Below are 15571 nucleotides of genomic sequence, written 5' to 3'. Positions count from 1 at the left end.
CGCCCGCAGGAAGTCACACGACTGCAACGAACCCGGCGACAACACCGGAAGAGGTGGCTCAAGAGCCCGATTTCTCCCGACTTCGGAAGGTGAGGAGACCTTCGAGCCCGCGCAGGAACGTCTCGCAGATGGGCTGCGGATCGGTGAGGCAGCCCGCGGTCATGGCGCCGTCCCGCAGCATCACGAAGTGCCGTGCGGCGGGTTCGGGGTCGATCTTGCCGATCCCGGAGAAGAGCTCGGTCATCGTGTCCAAGAACCACTGCCGGTGGGCGAGCACGGCGAGGTGGACCGGGTGGCTCGGATCGGGGTACTCGGCCGCGGCGTTGAGGAACGCGCAGCCTCGGAAACCTGAGTTCTGGATGTCGCCGGTGATGGTCCGCCCCACGGTTCGGACGGCGTCGGCAGAGCTGCGCTCGGCGGCGCGCGCCTCGTCCACCCGCGCGCGGAACGCCTCGTCGGCCTGCGTCAGGTAGGCGACCAGCAGGTCGTCCTTGCTCGGGAAGTGCCGGTAGAGCGTGGCGCGGGTGACCTGCGCGTGCGCGATGACGCGATCGACGCCCACCGCGTGCAGGCCTTCGGCGTAGAACAGCTCGGTGGCCGCGTTGAGCAGGCGAGCCCGCGCCTCCGACATCCGTCCCCCCGTTCGATCATCCGCCTGACTTGCTCCGAGGCTAGCAGATAGAACGATCGGTCTTGACAATCCGCTCCCAGCGCAGCAGGCTCAGGTGCACCGATCGTTCTATCCACTTGCTCCCGAGGGGATCGACCTGATGACACGTCCTGCCGACACGACCCACGTCGACGGCACCGGCACGCACCCGGAGGCGAGCAGCGGCGCGACGTCGCTGCGCACGCTCTACTTCATCCGCTTCGGATTCGCCGTGGCGTGGGCGGTTCTCACGGTGGCGCTGGCCACGACCCTCAACCCGGGAGTCGTCGCGCTGCTGGTGATCTACCCGCTGTTCGACGTCGCGGCGGCCGTGGTCGACTACCGCTCCTCCGGCACCACGCGCCCGAAAGCACCGCTGTACCTCAACATGACCTTGAGCCTGCTGGCCGCGATCGGTCTCGCCCTCGCCGCCACCTCCGGCATCCCCGGCGTGCTGCGCGTCTGGGGCCTGTGGGCGATCACCGCCGGCATCGTCCAGCTGATCGTCGCGGTCCTGCGCCACCGGCTCGGCGGCCAGTGGGCGATGATCCTCAGCGGCGGCATCTCCGTCCTCGCCGGCATCAGCTTCATCCTCATGGCCGGGATGCCGAACCCCTCGCTCACCGGCATCGCGGGCTACGCGACGCTCGGCGGCATCTTCTTCCTCATCTCCGCCATCCGCCTGCACCAGGCGGCCAGGCGCACCCGGTGACCGCCCGGGGTCTTCGACCGTCCTCGATCGAAAGACCCCGCCCGGATTTCCACTGTGGAGAGGGTGAATCGCGCTGTCGCTGAACGCTTGTACGACCGCTTCCCCCTGCGGCGACCGGGATGCGGCGGGCCGGGTTGAGACCTACGCTCCTTCATGAGGTCCGTCCCGACGGGCAAAGTTGCGGCGCCGATGGTGTTCGCTCGCGCGTCGCCCGCGTGATGGAGAACCGATGGCTGAGCCGAAACAACGCCGCGCCGGTTACGGCAAGGGACTCACCGGCGAGCTGCTGGCGGAGTTCCTGGGAACCTTCGTGCTGATTCTGCTGGGCTGCGCGTCCGTCGCAGTCGCCGTCGCCGGGCTACCGGGGTCCGGACGGCAAACTGATTCCTTCGGTGCCGCGAACTGGCTCATCGTCGCCTTCGGCTGGGGATTCGCCGTGGTGTTCGGCGTGTACGTCGCGGGCGGGGTGTCCGGCGCGCACATCAACCCGGCGGTGACGCTGGCGTTCGCGGTGCGGCGGGCGTTCCCCTGGGTGAAGGTCGTGCCCTACATGCTGGCCCAGCTCGTGGGCGCGTTCGCGGCCGCCGCGGTGGTGTACTCCGTGTACAGCTGGGCGATCGACGCCTTCAACGCGAAAGCCGGTGTGCCGCGCACCGAATCACTGGACACCTTCGCGATCTTCGCGACGTTCCCGGCCGAGTACTTCGGCGGGTCGTGGTGGGGCCCGCTGCTGGACCAGGTCGTGGGAACGGCTGTTCTCGTCCTGCTCATCTTCGCGTTGATCGACGCGCGCAACAGCGCTCCGGCGGCCAACCTCGGGCCGTTCCTGATCGGCATGGTGGTGACCACCATCGGTTTGACGTTCGGCCCCAACGCGGGCTACGCGATCAACCCGGCACGTGACTTCGGCCCGCGGTTGTGGACGTTCCTCACCGGCTGGGGTGAGCTCGCCCTACCTGGGACCCACGAGTGGTTCAGCTTCTACTTCTGGATCCCGATCGTCGGCCCGCTCATCGGGGCGGTGGTCGGAGCCGTGGTGTACGACCTGTTCATCGGCCAGGTCGTCGCGGCCCGCACGAGCGCGCCGGAACCCGGCCGAGCGGGCGACACGTCGTCCTGAGGCACCCGGCCCTGCCGTGAGCCCGAGCAGCCCCTACCGAGTGCCCGGGATCGGTTCGTACTGGTGTTCCGGGCGGCCGCTGGCGCCGTAGCGCAGGGTCATGATCGCCTGGCCCTCCTGGGTGAGGGAGGCCAGGTAGCGCTGCGCTGTCGCGCGGGAAATGCCGAGCTCGTCGGCGACTTCGGCGGCCGAGCGGGCTCGCCCGTCGTTGCGCAGCGCGTCGAGCACGAGTTGCGTGGTCAGCGACGAGCGCCCCTTCGGAGCCGCAGGCCGGTCGCCCTCGCGCAGCAGTCGGAGGGCGCGGTCGATCTCCTCCTGGTCGATGGCGCCGCCGGTCACCGGCAGCCGCGCGTGGTAGCGGGCGAAGGCGTTGAGCCGTTCGGCCAGCTGTTCGGCCGTGAACGGCTTGATGAGGTAGTTCAGCGCTCCGGCGGCGAAGGCCGCGCGCACGGTCGCCGGATCGGTGGCGGCCGTGAGCATGATGGCGTCGGTCTCGAGCTCGGCGAGCAGCGCGATCCCGTCGTGGTCGGGCAGGTAGTTGTCGAGCAGGACCAGGTCGGGGTTCTGCTGGTCGATCAGCTCGCGCGCCTGCGCCGCCGTGTGGGCGATGCCCAGCACGCGGAACCCGGAAACCCGATCGGTGAACTCGGCGTGCACCTGCGCCACCCGGAAATCGTCGTCCACCACGACCACGCCGATCACGACTTCTCCTCCTCGCTCGCTGGGGAACCGTCTTCGAGAGCGCCCGGCAGCTCCGCCACGAACAGCGCGCCGGACTCCTCGCCGGGGCCGACGACGCGCACGTCGCCGCCGAGGCTGCGCGCCGCCTGCCTGCACAGCGCGAGCCCGAGCCCGTTGCCGGCGGACCGCTTCGAGGAGACGCCCTCGACGAAGATCTCCTCGCGCAACTCCTCCGGAACACCGTCCCCGCTGTCCACAACGGACACGTGCAGCGTGGTCCCGTCGGCCAGCAGGTCCACTTCCACGCGCGGGCGGGCAGCACCCACGCGCGCGGCGTCGATGGCGTTGTCGACCAGGTTGCCGACCACGGTCATCACCTCGACCGGTGCGCGCAGCGGCGCGGGAACCCAGCTCGTCTCGGCCAGTTCCAGCTCGACGCCCTTCTCCAGCGCCACCGACTTCTTCGCGGACAGGAACGACACCAGGTAGGGGTCGCGCACCGCTTCGGCGGCCGGTCCCAGGCCGGTGACCTGCCCGTGGGTGAGCGCCTGCACGTACTCGACGGCTTCCTCCTGCCGGCCGGTCTGCAGCAGCCCGGACAGGGTGTGCAGGCGGTTGGTGAACTCGTGGCGCTGCGCGCGCAGCGTGTTGGTCGTGCTCCGCACGTTGTCGAGCTCGCGGTTGAGCGATTCCAGGTCGGTGCGGTCGCGCAAGGTGAGCACGCTGCCGAGCTCGACGCCTCCGCGCCGCACCGGCCGGTGGTGGGCCACCAGGACCCGGTCGCCGGACAGCGCGATCAGGTTGTCGGCCTGGCGACCGCTGAGCAGCAGGTCCCGCAGCCGCGGCGGGATGTCCAGCGCGGTCGTCGGCGTGCCGACCTCCAGGGGCGTGCCGAGCAGCTTCTCGGCCTCGCCGTTGCGGACCGAGACGTCGCCGGCGGCGTCGACGGCGAGCACGCCCTCCCCGATCCCGTAGAGCACGGCTTCGCGCTGGCGGACCAGTTCGGCGAGCTCCTCCGGTTCGAGCCCGAGGGTGCGCCGCTTGAGCAGGCGGGTCAGCCACGCGGCCCCGGCGATGCCGACCAGCAGGGCACCGCCGGTGAACGCCGCGGTGGTGCCGATCAGCCGCAGCAGCGCGGTGTTGATGTCCTCGGCGTCGAACCCGACGCTGACCTGACCGATGATGCCGCCGTCGGGTCCGCGCAGCGGGACCTTGCCGCGCGCGGAGAGCCCGAGGGTGCCGCGCTGCACGTTCACGATCTCGTGGCCGGCGAGGACCTGGCGCGGATCGGTGCTGACCGGCTCGCCGATCTCGTCGGGGTTGGGGTGCGACATCCGGATGCCGCGGCGATCGGTGACGACCACGAACAGCGCCCCGGAGGCCGCTCGGGCCCGGTCGGCCTGCGCGCGCACCCCGGGCTGGTCACCGCGCGCCACCGCGCCCGCCAGGTCGGTGTCGGTCGCCAGGACCTGGGCCGCGGTGAGGGCGCGCTGACCGTACTGGTCGACGAGGTGGCGGTCGAGCAGCGACGCGACGAGGAAGAACCCGATCGTGGTGACCAGGGTGATCAGACCGATCTGCATGAGCAGTGCTTGTCGCGCGAACCGCATCGGGCGGTGGGGCATGTCCCGACGATACGTCGTGAGCAAAACGCGCAGAACGTTCTCAACGCGAGATATGCGGACAACATCGACAAATCTCGTCAGAGCGACGTAGCTCACCTACGGTTCCCCGGAACGCAACGGCGCTGCAAGTGGGACCACCGGAGGTCCGCAGGGAGGAGGACGCGTTGATCGCGCTACTCGGCTTGAGCATGGTGACGGTTTTCCTCTACTTGGTGGTGAGCAAGCGGCTGTCACCGATGGTCTCGCTGATCGCGGTCCCCATACTCTTCGCCGTCATCGGCGGCTTCTCCCCGGACCTCGGCGACATGATCACCGACGGCATCAAGTCGGTCGCCCCGACGGCGGCGATGCTGCTGTTCGCGATCCTCTACTTCGGGATCATGATCGACGCCGGGTTGTTCGACCCGATCGCGCGCGGCGTGGTCCAGCTGACCCGCAACGACCCGCTGCGCCTGATCATGGGCACGGTCGGCCTGGTGGCGCTGGTGTCGTTGGACGGTGACGGCACGACCACGTTCATGATCACGGTCTCGGCACTGCTGCCGATCTACCGCAGGCTGGGCGTCAGCCCGGTGCTCATGACGGGCCTGGCGTGCTTGACCAACGCGATCCTCAACGTCGTGCCGTGGGGCGGTCCCGCCGCTCGCGCCGCGAGCGCGCTGCGCCTGGACCCGCAGGAGCTGTTCGTGCCGATGATCCCGGCGCTGGCCGCCGGACTGGTCACCGTCTTCGCCCTCGCCTACGTCCTGGGCCTGCGGGAGCGCGCCAGGCTGCGCACCGCCGAACCGGTGCTGGTCGGCGCGGGCGGTCCCCCGGCGGGTGGTTCCGGTGACGCGGCGTCCTCCGACGGCGGCTCGGCGGACTTCGACGTGCTCGCCCCGGACCGAGAGTCGCTGCGCCCGAAGCTGTACTGGTTCAACGCCGGTCTGACGATCGCGCTGCTGACCGCGCTGATCATCGGCGTGCTGCCGATCTCGGTGCTGTTCATGATCGGCTGCGCGCTGGCGCTGCTCGTCAACTACCCGCGGCTGGATCAGCAGCGCGACCGCATCGCCGCGCACGCCGACAGCGTCGTCGCCGTGGTCGCCATGGTGTTCGCCGCAGCGGTGTTCACCGGCGTCCTCTCGGGCACGGGCATGATCGAGCAGATGGCGCAGTACCTGCTCACCGCGCTGCCCGACGGCCTGTTCCCGTTCTTCAGCATCATCGTCGCGGTGCTGAGCGTGCCGTTCACGTTCTTCATGAGCAACGACGCCTTCTACTTCGGCGTGATGCCGATCCTCGCCGAAGCCGGCGCCCAGCACGGGATCGGCGCGATGGAGATCGCACGGGCTTCCCTGCTCGGCCAGCCCATCCACATGCTCAGCCCGCTGGTCCCGGCGATGTACGTCCTCATCGGACTGGCCAAGGTCGACCTCGGCGACCACCACCGCTTCGCGATCAAGTGGGCCCTGCTCGTCTGCGCGGTGGTCATCACGACCGGCCTCGGCCTCGGCCTCATCAACATCCACTGACCCACCCACCCCTCCGCCCTCGACGCCCCCACCCGTCGAGGGCGGAGGCAGTTCCGGCCGGGTTGAGGCTCGGTGTTCTTACAGCAGCCCTGCGAGGCGGGCTTCGTGGACTGCTGCTGTGCGGTTGCGGACCGCGAGCTTGCGGGTGGCGTTGCGGAGGTAGGTCTTGACCGTCTGGGGGCTCAGGCCGAGACGGGCCGCGATCTCCACGTTGGACGCTCCGATCTCGACGAGGCGGAGCGCTTCGATCTCGCGGGGTGCGAGGGTCACGTCGCTCGTCGTGGTCGGTGCTGCGCTCCCGCGGAGCCGGTGGTGGATCCGGCGCAGGCGGGCGCGCATGGCCTCGTCTCCGGTCTCCTCGATGACCGCGGCCAGTTCCGCCAGGGGGTCGGGTTCGTGCAGCTCCGGGTCCGGGCGCAGCCGGTCCTCGACGTCCCGGGACAGCTGCGCGGTGACGACCTCCGCCGTGCGCAGCGCGCGGTCGCCGACCGGGCGGTGGTCGCGGGCCGCGCCGTAGAGGACGCCGCACACCGCCTCGCCGACCGTGATGGGCAGCGCGAACACCGAGGTGAGGCGTTCCTGCCGGACGACGATCGGGTCGTACTCGTGGGTGATGTCGGAGGTGCGGGCGTAGTCGTTGACGCGGTGCGCCGCGCGGTCGCGCAGCACCCTGCCGCCGAGACCGCTGCCCGGGCGCACCTCCAGCCCGCGCAGCCCCGACCCGAAGGTGCCCTTCATCCGGCCGATCACCAGCCGCTGCGGCGTCGTCGACGTGCTGCCGCCGAACACCACGGGAATGCCCGTCGACCGGGAAAGCCAGTTCAGTCGTTCCGGGAGGAGCCGGTCGATCCAACCGGCCGCTCTGACGTCTTCGTCCATGTGCGCTCCCTCACCACGTCAACTGGGTGAATACCCCGCACCTCCCGCTCCGCGCTACCCCCGTGAGTGGGTATTCGATCCTCCGGTGGTCGGTGCACCCTCGTCCCGACAGCGTCGTCCGATCGAAGGGGATGCGGCACATGGACGTCACCGGCGCCTACCGAGAAAGCCGTGACCAGCTCTTGGCGCTGCGCGGCGAGCACCCGCGCGCCGTCGCCGAGTTCCGCTGGCCGGAGCTGGGCGAGCGGTTCAACTGGGCGACCGACTGGTTCGACGCGATCGCGCGCGGCAACGACCGCCCGGCTCTGGTGATCGTCGAGGAGGACGGGTCCGAGCTGCGGCGCAGCTTCGACGACATGGCCACCGCCTCCGACCGCCTCGCCGGCTGGCTGGCCGCGCAGGGCGTGCGCCGCGGTGACCCGGTGGTGCTCATGCTCGGCAACCAGGTCGAGCTCTGGGAGTCGATGTTGGCGATCATGAAGCTGGGCGCGGTGATCGTGCCGACCACCACCGCCGTCGGCCCGGCCGAGCTGGTCGACCGGATCATCCGCAGCGGGGCCGAGCACGTCATCGCCAACGCCGCCGACACCGGCAAGTTCACCGACGTGCCCGGTGACTACGGGCGGATCAGCGTCGGTGCGGCCGACGGGTGGGTGAACCTGCGCGAGGCGGAAGCGTTGCCCGCCACGCCGCTGCCCCACCCCGGAACCGCTCCCGGCGATCCGCTGCTCTACTACTTCACCTCGGGCACGACCTCGCGGCCGAAGCTCGTCGAGCACACCCAGACCTCCTACCCCGTCGGGCATCTGACCACCATGTACTTCCTCGGTCTGCGGCCCGGCGACGTGCACCTCAACATCTCCTCGCCCGGCTGGGCCAAGCACGCGTGGTCGTCGTTCTTCGCGCCCTGGATCGCCGAAGCCACGATCCTGGTGTGCAACTACGGCCGGTTCGACCCGGCGATGCTGCTCGACCGGCTGCGGACCTGGGACGTCTCGACGTTCTGCGCGCCGCCGACCGTGTGGCGGATGCTCATCAACTCCGACCTCGGCGCGCGCCCCGAGTCGCTGCGCGAGGTGATCGGTGCGGGTGAGCCGCTCAACCCCGAGGTCATCGAGCAGGTGCAGCGCGCGTGGGGACTGACGCTGCGCGACGGCTTCGGGCAGACCGAGACGACCGCGCAGGTCGCCAACACGCCCGGATCGCAGATCCGCCCCGGCTCGATGGGCCGGGCGCTGCCCGGTGTCCCGGTGGTGCTGGTCGACCCGGCGACGGGACGGCCGGTCGACGGCACCGGTGAGGGCGAGATCTGCCTCGACCTGGCGCAGCACCCGCTGCCGCTGATGACCGGCTACCGCGACGACGCCGAGCGCAACGACACCGCGATGGGCGGCGGTTACTACCACACCGGCGACGTGGCGACGATCGACGCGGACGGCTACATCACCTACGTCGGGCGCACCGACGACGTCTTCAAGGCCAGCGACTACAAGATCAGCCCGTTCGAGCTCGAATCGGTCCTGATCGAGCACCCCGCGGTCGCGGAGGCCGCCGTGGTGCCCGCGCCGGACCCGGTGCGGCTCGCCGTGCCCAAGGCCTACGTCGCGCTGGCTCCCGGGCACGGACCGGACAAGACCACGGCGTTCGAGATCCTCAAGTACGCGCGCGAACACCTCGCGCCCTACCAGCGGGTTCGCCGGCTGGAGTTCTTCGAGCTGCCCAAGACGATCTCCGGCAAGATCCGCCGCGTCGAGCTGCGCGCCCGCGAGGAGGACACGGGCCCGCGCGACGAATGGCGCGACGACCAGTTCCCCGAACTGCGCTCCTGAGAGGCGCTCGAGCGCGGAGGCGGTCGAGAACCGCCTCCGCGCTTGATGTTTCAGGAACTCAGCACCGGCTTCCCGAGCGGCAGTCCTCGACCACCCGTCGCCGCCGACATCACGTGGAGGAACAGGTAGCAGCCCAGCGCCGCGAAGGTGAAGACCACGAAGCCGCCCACCGCCTTCAGCTGCGCCGAGTCCTGCACGGTCGCGACCAGCACGAGCACCAGCGCCGCGGCGATCAGCGCGAACAGGATCGTGTAGGCGGCCGGGAGCCGCAGCGTCGCCAGTGCGAGCAGCGCGACCGTGACGGCCCACGACGTCAGGAACAGCGCTTGCGTGGCCGTGGCGCTGCCGTCGGGAACTCCGAACCAGCCGTGGGTCAACCCGAGCACCAGGAGCCCGTAGCTGAGCCAGAACCCCGAGAACGTGCCGAAGATCGAGGCGACCGCGCTCTGCCCGATCGCGGCCGCCCACAACGCCGCGACGAGCTGACCCGTTCCGGTGGCGGCGAGGATGATCGCCACGGGTGCGCCGACCGCTTCCGGGGGGACGAAGCCCACCAAGGTCATGCCGAGGGCGATCGAACCCACGACGAACGTGGGCACTCCGATCAGCGCGGGGTCACCGGCCAGCGGCCCCGGTACGGGCTCCGGCTTGCGGTGCGTGGTTCGGTCCTGGTCCGTTGTCGCTGCGTCCGATGCGGTCACGATCCGCTCCTTCGCGATGTCCGGTGCGCGTTCCCGCGCCACCGCGGCCGGATCGACCTCGCCGACTCCGAGCGGACGGCGAACTTCCCCCGACCGCGGCGTTCCCGGCGACGAAAGTCCCCGGGATTTCCCGTTTCTGCAGGTGGAGCTGAACATGCCACGCCCGCGTCTGCGCGGGCAATGCGGTGGGAACGAACGGATCCCGATCCGACACGGAGGGATTCGCGACGGCCCCGAACGGCGGACGCCTCACGCAGCGTTGGAGCCCCCGATCCGGCCCCGCAGACGACCGGTTCAGTCAGATCCCGACACCGGAGAACCGCCGTAAACACGCACCGGAAAACTGCCGCAATCCGGACCCGGAAAACCGCCGTCATCGGGGTGCGTGGAGGGGCGAGAGCTCCGCGCTCCCGTGGGGCACGTGTCCGTGCTTCGCGGGAGCGCGGCGATCACGCGATGGTGGGGACGCGCTCGTCCTCCGGGGGTGGTCCCGGCGGAGTGCCGTTGCCGAAGGGGCGGCCTCCGAGCTTGTCCCGGCCGTGGGGTTGCAGAAGACCGGTGAGGTCGGGGCCGGCGGGGATGATGCCGGTCGGGTTCACGTTGCGGTGCACCACGTAGTAGTGCTCCTTGATCTGCGGGAAGTGGATCGTGTCGCCGAAACCCGGGGTCTGGAACAGGTCTCGCGTGTAGTCCCGCAGCACCGGCATCTCGGTGATCTTGTGCCGGTTGCACTTGAAGTGCCCGTGGTAGACGGCGTCGAAGCGCACCAGGGTCGGGAACAGGTGCACGTCGGCCTCGGTGATCGTGTCGCCGACCAGGTAGCGCTGACCGGAAAGCCGTTCGGCGAGCAGGTCCACCGCCTCGAACAGCTCGTGGAAGGCCTTGTCGTGGGCTTCCTGGCTCTGCGCGAAGCCGGTCTTGTAGACCCCGTTGTTGACCTTGAACACCAGGTCGCCGACCTCGTCGATCTCGGCGCGCAGGTCCTGCGGGTACAGCTCGGGCGCTCCCGGCCGGTGATGCTCGCGCCACTCGGTGGAGAAGTCGAGGGTGATCTGCGGGAAGTCGTTGGTGACCACCTGGCCGGTGGGGATGTCGACGATCGCGGGCACCGTGATGCCCTTCGCGTAGTCCGGGTCCCGGGCCAGGAACGCCTCGCGCAGCCGCTCGATGCCCAGCACCGGGTCCCGGCCGCCCGGGTCGAGGTCGAACTGCCAGCTGCGCTCGTCGTGGGTCGGCCCGGCGATGCCCATCGACAGCACCGGTTCGAGGCCCAGCAGCCGCCGCACGATGACCGCCCGGTTCGCCCAGGGACACGCCCTGGCCACCACCAAGCGGTACCGACCGGGTTCGACCGGGTAGCCGTCTCGCCCGTCGGCGGTGATCCGCGTGGCGATGTAGTTCATGTCCCGTTGGAATTCACCAGCCATGCCCTCGATCGTCCACCGAGGGCCCCGTCCCCGCCAAACGCCCGCGCCGGAACGCGGGAGGGGACTTCCGGGGGTGCGGCCCGGAACGGGCCGAGCCGCACCCCGGCGTCATCGGGCAGGCGCCTCCTCGGCGACTTCCGCGCGGGCGGGTTTGGTGGAGGTGTCGGCCAGCGCGAACGCCGCCAGCACCGACACCGCGGCCACCGCGATCAGGTAGTAGGCCGGCGACATCGGGTTCCCGGTGGTCTCCACCAGCGTCGACAGGATCAGCGGCGTCGAACCGCCGAAGATCGACACCGCGGCGCTGTAGGCCAGCGACAGACCGCTGTAGCGCACCTCGGTCGGGAACGCCTCGGCGATCGCCGTGGAGATCGCCGCCAGGCTCGGCGCCATCAGCAGTCCCAGCAGCACGTAGGCCAGGACGATCAGCGCGAACGAGCCGGACAGGATGAGCTGGTACATCGGGATGGCCAGCACCATCAGCGCCAGCGGAGTGGCGATCAGGAAGGGCTTGCGCCGCCCGATCCGGTCGGCCAGCAGCGCCCACGCCGGGCAGGTCAGCAGCAGCGCGGAGATGCCCACCATCATCGCGATGAACATGTCGGCCTGCGGGATGCCGAGGTTCTTGACCAGGAACGCGGGCCAGAACGCCTGGACCATGTAGGTGCAGGTCGTGCCGGAGATGATCAGGCCGATCACCTTGAGCACGTTCGGCCAGTGCTTCCGCAGCGTGATCATCAGCGGTGCGCCGCTGTCCTCGGGGGACGAGGCCTGGAACTCCGGGGTCTCGTCCAGGCGCAGCCGCAGGTACAGGCCGATCGCGCCCAGCGGCAGCGTCACCAGGAACGGCACCCGCCAGCCCCAGTCGGTCAGCGCCTCGGGCGTGAGCGCCATCGACAGCAGCGCGCCGATCACGGTGGCCACCAGCGTTGCCGCGAACTGGGTGAACATCTGCCAGCTGCCGTAGAACGTGCGCCGGTGGGCCGGCGCGTACTCGACCATGAACGCGGTGGCGCCGCCGAACTCGCCACCGGCCGAGAAGCCCTGCACGACGCGGGCGACCACCAGCAGGATCGGCGCGGCCAGGCCGATGCCGTCGTAGTTGGGCAGCAGTCCGATGACGAAGGTCGCCGCCGACATCCCGATGATGGAGATCGACAGCGTGGTGCGCCTGCCCATCCGGTCGCCGAAGTGGCCGAAGATCAGCGCGCCCAGCGGGCGCAGCACGAACGACACGCCGAAGGCGGCGAAGGTGGAGATCAGGCTGTGGCTTCCCGGGAAGAAGTTCGCCGCGATGGCCGCGGCGAAGAACCCGTAGAGCCCGAACTCGAACCATTCGATGAAGTTGCCGATGGCCGCTGCGAGGACCGCCTTGCGGCGCACCGGCGCTGGCACGGATGCGGTCATGATCAGTTCTCCACGTGCGTTCTGGTCAGGGCGAGTTCTGCGTAGAGGGTGGCGCCGTCGGCGAGCACGGCGTCGTCGAACAGCGCGGTCGGCGAGTGGTTGTAGTCGGCGGTGTCGGGGTCGAGGCCGTCGGGAACCGCGCCGAGGCCGACGAACCCGCCGGGCACCTCGTCGAGCACCCGCGAGAAGTCCTCCGACCCCGACAGCGGGTTGGGCAGGGTCTGGTGCCGCTCGCTGCCGAAGAGCTCGTGGATGGTGCGGTCGACGAACGCGGTCTCCTCGACGTCGGTCCGGGTGGGCGGGTAACCCTGCCGGTACTCGACCTCGACGTCCACCCCGTGCGCGGCGGCCACCGCGCGCAGCACCGCTTCCGAGCGCTCCCGCATCCGCTCGCGCGACTCCGGCGAGAACGTGCGCACCGTGGCGCCGAAGGTCGCCGACTCCGGGATGACGTTGACGGCGTTGCCCGCGCGCAGCGAACCGACGCTGAGCACCACCGGGTCGAACATGTCGAACTGGCGGGTCACCATCGTCTGCAGCGAGGTGATCATCTCGCTGATCGCGGCGACCGGGTCCTGCGTGCGGTGCGGAGCCGAGCCGTGCCCGCCGGATCCGTGCACCGACACGTGCAGCTCGTCGGACGCCGAGAGCATCGTGCCGGGCCGGGTGACGAAGCGGCCCTGCGGCGCGTCCGAGGAGAACACGTGCAGGCCGTAGGCCGCGTCCACCCGGCGGCCGGAGGCCTCCAGCACGCCTTCCTCGACCATGATCCGCGCGCCGTCGTAGCCCTCCTCCCCCGGCTGGAACATCAGCACCACGTCGCCGCCCAGCCGGTCGCGGTGCGCGCACAGCAGGCGGGCCGCGCCGATGAGCATCGTGGTGTGCAGGTCGTGACCGCAGGCGTGCATGGTGTCGCCGGTCTGCGAGGCGAAGTCGAGCCCGGTGCGCTCCCGCACCGGCAGCCCGTCCATGTCACCGCGCAGCAGCACGGTCGATCCACCACCGCCGCCGCGCAGCACCGCGGTCACCGAGCTCACGTCCCGACCGGTGCTGATCTCCAGCGGCAGGTCGTCCAGGGCCGCCAGCACCCGTTCCTGGGTGCGCGGCAGCTGCAACCCGACCTCGGGTTCGCGGTGGAACTCGTGACGCAGCGCGATCAGATCGTCGCGCATCGCCAGCGCGTCCTCGTGCACACTCAACTGCTACCTCCGGAAGTGACCTGCTTCATAACGACTCCAGGGCGCGTCAGTGTGCGATGTCGACTCGGCCCGACGTGGAGAATCGCAGGATTCGTGCGCAACGGACTCCCAGACGAGGTGATTCGTGCATCCCAGCTCCCCGGAACTGGCGGAAGAGGACCTGGCGCTGATCCACGCGCTGCAGATCGCGCCGCGGGTCAGCTGGGCGGAAGCCGCCCGCGTGCTCGGCTCGTCCCCGACCGCGCTGGCCGCCCGCTGGGAGCGGTTGCGGGCGGCGGGACTGGCGTGGCTGACGGTGCACTCGGGCGAGCAGTCGCGCGACGTGGTGGCCTTCGTCGACCTGCGGGTCGAACCGTCCTGGCGGACCGAGGCCATCGAGCGCATCGCCCGCGATCCGCGAGCGGCCTCGGTGGAGGAGACCGCGGACGGCCGCGACCTGGTGCTGACGGTGATCGTCCCGGACTACGACTCGCTGGCCGCGTTCACCCTCGACGACCTGCCGACGACTCCGGGAGTGCGGGCGGTGGACACGCACGTGGTCACCAAGGTGCACCGGCAGGGCGCGGACTGGCGGCTCGACGCCCTCGCCCCCGACCAGCAGGCGGCGTTGCGCGAGGCCGCCCGGCACGCCAAGAGCCCGGTCGGCGGCCGCATCCCGGACTCCTACTGGCCGGTGGTGCAGCGCCTGGCGCACGACGGCAGGCAGAACGCCGCCGAGATCGCCCGCGCGCTCGGTCGCGACCCCGCGACGGTGCGCAGGCAGGTCGCCCGCCTGCTGGCCACCGACGCCCTGGCCTTCCGCTGCGAGGTCGCCGGGCTGCGCACCCGCTGGCCGATCGTGTGCACGTGGTTCGCGCAGGTGCCGATGACCGAGCTGGACCACACGGTCCGCTCGCTGTCGACGCTGCCGGAGCTCCGGCTGCTGGTGTCCACCGCGGGCCAGTCGAACCTGATGTTCCTGCTGTGGGCGAGGTCGGCCGGCGATCTCATGCGCATCGAGCGGCTGGTCAACGAGAAGCTGCCGTCGCTGCGGCTGTCGGAATCCGTCCTGACGCTGCGCACCCGCAAGCGGATGGGCTGGCTGCTCGACCGGCACGGCCGCGCCACGGGAGAGGTCGTGCTCCCCCACTCGTTGCTGCCGCGATGATTTCACATCTGGTGACGTGATGGCGGTTATCCGCCACTGTCCGTATCGGTCCGGGACTCCTGCCTAGCCTCCGGTCGTGTTGATCGTTTCCACGTGAACGACCGCCCACAGGAGGAGTCGACATGTCCAGGTTCTCGATGACGACCGCGATCGCCGGCGCGGCGACGGCGTTGCTGCTGGTGGCAGGCGCGCCGCTGGCCGGTGCGGTCACCAGCGACGCCGCCGAGCCGCGCATCGTCACCTACGACGCCAGCCAGGCCGAGGAGTTCCAGGCGGCCATCGACGAGGCGGCCGAGACCTGGAACGGCCAGGTCGCCAACGTCAAGCTGGAGAAGGCCACCGACGGCCAGGCCGACCTGACCGTCCTCGCCGACGACGGCTGGCCGCGCGCCCAGACCGAGTCGCTCGGCGTGGGCACGGTGTGGATGGGGCGCCAAGCCGTCAACGAGGGGCACCACATCCCGCGCATCGCCACCCACGAGATCGGCCACATCCTCGGGCTGCCCGACGACCGCACCGGCGTCTGCGAAGACCTGATGTCGGGCGCCAGCGCCGGGACCGACTGCCAGAACAACCTCCCCAACCCGACCGAGAAGGCCCAGGTCGACGAGAACTTCGCGCAGGGCCTGGTGATCGCGCCGCAGCTGTTCACCGAGGCCCCGGCGCTCGCCGGGAGGTGAC

At 70.4% G+C, this 15571-nt stretch carries 14 protein-coding genes; 6 read left to right on the top strand and 8 right to left on the bottom strand.

The features are described 5' to 3' along the window. Nucleotides 1-58: 58 nt before the first annotated feature. Nucleotides 59-631, bottom strand: a complete 573-nt coding sequence (locus E1202_RS11145; RefSeq protein ID WP_132682725.1) for a TetR/AcrR family transcriptional regulator — start codon at nucleotides 629-631, stop codon at nucleotides 59-61. A 139-nt stretch (nucleotides 632-770) separates the two neighbouring features. Here E1202_RS11145 and E1202_RS11140 point away from each other — a divergent pair, with 139 nt between their 5' ends. Further along, nucleotides 771-1361 carry a hypothetical protein gene (locus E1202_RS11140; protein ID WP_132682724.1) on the top strand — a complete coding sequence of 197 codons (591 nt, stop codon included), beginning with the start codon at nucleotides 771-773 and terminating at the stop codon, nucleotides 1359-1361. Between the two features lie 229 nt (nucleotides 1362-1590). Next, entirely contained in the window at nucleotides 1591-2481 is an 891-nt protein-coding gene (locus E1202_RS11135) for an MIP/aquaporin family protein (RefSeq protein ID WP_132682722.1), read from the top strand. Nucleotides 2482-2514: 33 nt separating this feature from the next. Here the strand turns inward: E1202_RS11135 and E1202_RS11130 are convergent, their stop codons facing one another. Both E1202_RS11130 and E1202_RS11125 read right to left on the bottom strand, forming a co-directional pair. Continuing rightward, entirely contained in the window at nucleotides 2515-3183 is a 669-nt protein-coding gene (locus tag E1202_RS11130) for a response regulator (protein ID WP_132682720.1), read from the bottom strand. Beyond that, nucleotides 3180-4787 carry a sensor histidine kinase gene (locus E1202_RS11125; RefSeq protein ID WP_235878044.1) on the bottom strand — a complete coding sequence of 536 codons (1608 nt, stop codon included), beginning with the start codon at nucleotides 4785-4787 and terminating at the stop codon, nucleotides 3180-3182. The genes E1202_RS11130 and E1202_RS11125 overlap by 4 nt, the downstream gene beginning before the upstream one ends. A gap of 164 nt (nucleotides 4788-4951) precedes the next feature. Here E1202_RS11125 and E1202_RS11120 point away from each other — a divergent pair, with 164 nt between their 5' ends. Further along, nucleotides 4952-6301, top strand: a complete 1350-nt coding sequence (locus tag E1202_RS11120) for a CitMHS family transporter (protein WP_132682719.1) — start codon at nucleotides 4952-4954, stop codon at nucleotides 6299-6301. A 78-nt stretch (nucleotides 6302-6379) separates the two neighbouring features. On the opposite strand, the gene E1202_RS11115 is transcribed toward E1202_RS11120, so the two are convergent. Continuing rightward, the gene (locus E1202_RS11115) at nucleotides 6380-7180 is read right to left on the bottom strand and encodes a LuxR C-terminal-related transcriptional regulator (protein ID WP_132682717.1); all 801 of its coding nucleotides are present in this window, start codon (nucleotides 7178-7180) and stop codon (nucleotides 6380-6382) included. Nucleotides 7181-7320: 140 nt separating this feature from the next. Between E1202_RS11115 and E1202_RS11110 the strand changes: the two genes are divergently transcribed. Next, nucleotides 7321-9009: an AMP-binding protein gene (locus tag E1202_RS11110; protein WP_132682716.1), complete on the top strand. Its 1689-nt coding sequence runs from the start codon at nucleotides 7321-7323 to the stop codon at nucleotides 9007-9009. A 50-nt stretch (nucleotides 9010-9059) separates the two neighbouring features. Here E1202_RS11110 and E1202_RS11105 read toward each other — a convergent pair whose 3' ends face one another. The 4 genes from E1202_RS11105 to E1202_RS11090 form a co-directional block, all read right to left on the bottom strand. Further along, nucleotides 9060-9710 (bottom strand): GPR1/FUN34/YaaH family transporter, encoded by a 651-nt coding sequence (locus E1202_RS11105; RefSeq protein WP_235878042.1) that lies wholly within the window; start codon nucleotides 9708-9710, stop codon nucleotides 9060-9062. Nucleotides 9711-10159: 449 nt separating this feature from the next. Further along, entirely contained in the window at nucleotides 10160-11137 is a 978-nt protein-coding gene (locus E1202_RS11100) for a glutathione S-transferase family protein (RefSeq protein WP_132682713.1), read from the bottom strand. 108 nt (nucleotides 11138-11245) lie between these two features. Then, nucleotides 11246-12544: an MFS transporter gene (locus tag E1202_RS11095; protein WP_132682711.1), complete on the bottom strand. Its 1299-nt coding sequence runs from the start codon at nucleotides 12542-12544 to the stop codon at nucleotides 11246-11248. Between the two features lie 2 nt (nucleotides 12545-12546). After that, complete coding sequence (locus E1202_RS11090; RefSeq protein WP_132682710.1) at nucleotides 12547-13743, bottom strand: M20 metallopeptidase family protein; 1197 nt, start codon at nucleotides 13741-13743, stop codon at nucleotides 12547-12549. Between the two features lie 124 nt (nucleotides 13744-13867). Between E1202_RS11090 and E1202_RS11085 the strand changes: the two genes are divergently transcribed. Together E1202_RS11085 and E1202_RS11080 are read left to right on the top strand one after the other, a co-directional pair. Further along, a complete protein-coding gene (locus E1202_RS11085; RefSeq protein ID WP_207918557.1) occupies nucleotides 13868-14890 on the top strand; it encodes an Lrp/AsnC family transcriptional regulator in 1023 nt (340 codons plus the stop codon). Nucleotides 14891-15012: 122 nt separating this feature from the next. Then, nucleotides 15013-15570 carry a snapalysin family zinc-dependent metalloprotease gene (locus E1202_RS11080; protein WP_132682709.1) on the top strand — a complete coding sequence of 186 codons (558 nt, stop codon included), beginning with the start codon at nucleotides 15013-15015 and terminating at the stop codon, nucleotides 15568-15570. Nucleotide 15571 lies beyond the last annotated feature (1 nt).

It is taken from the genome of Saccharopolyspora karakumensis, assembly GCF_004349225.1.
In the GTDB taxonomy this organism is placed as follows: Bacteria; Actinomycetota; Actinomycetes; order Mycobacteriales; family Pseudonocardiaceae; genus Saccharopolyspora; species Saccharopolyspora endophytica.
This window is presented reverse-complemented; position numbering and strand designations above follow the sequence as displayed.

What these genes read in the sequence shown, in the direction of transcription:
- E1202_RS11145 (WP_132682725.1), bottom strand. Translation starts at nt 631, where the DNA reads ATGTCGGAGGCGCGGGCTCGCCTGCTCAACGCGGCCACCGAGCTGTTC.
- E1202_RS11140 (WP_132682724.1), top strand. Translation starts at nt 771, where the DNA reads ATGACACGTCCTGCCGACACGACCCACGTCGACGGCACCGGCACGCAC.
- E1202_RS11135 (WP_132682722.1), top strand. Translation starts at nt 1,591, where the DNA reads ATGGCTGAGCCGAAACAACGCCGCGCCGGTTACGGCAAGGGACTCACC.
- E1202_RS11125 (WP_235878044.1), bottom strand. Translation starts at nt 4,787, where the DNA reads ATGCCCCACCGCCCGATGCGGTTCGCGCGACAAGCACTGCTCATGCAG.
- E1202_RS11115 (WP_132682717.1), bottom strand. Translation starts at nt 7,180, where the DNA reads ATGGACGAAGACGTCAGAGCGGCCGGTTGGATCGACCGGCTCCTCCCG.
- E1202_RS11110 (WP_132682716.1), top strand. Translation starts at nt 7,321, where the DNA reads ATGGACGTCACCGGCGCCTACCGAGAAAGCCGTGACCAGCTCTTGGCG.
- E1202_RS11100 (WP_132682713.1), bottom strand. Translation starts at nt 11,137, where the DNA reads ATGGCTGGTGAATTCCAACGGGACATGAACTACATCGCCACGCGGATC.
- E1202_RS11095 (WP_132682711.1), bottom strand. Translation starts at nt 12,544, where the DNA reads ATGACCGCATCCGTGCCAGCGCCGGTGCGCCGCAAGGCGGTCCTCGCA.
- E1202_RS11080 (WP_132682709.1), top strand. Translation starts at nt 15,013, where the DNA reads ATGTCCAGGTTCTCGATGACGACCGCGATCGCCGGCGCGGCGACGGCG.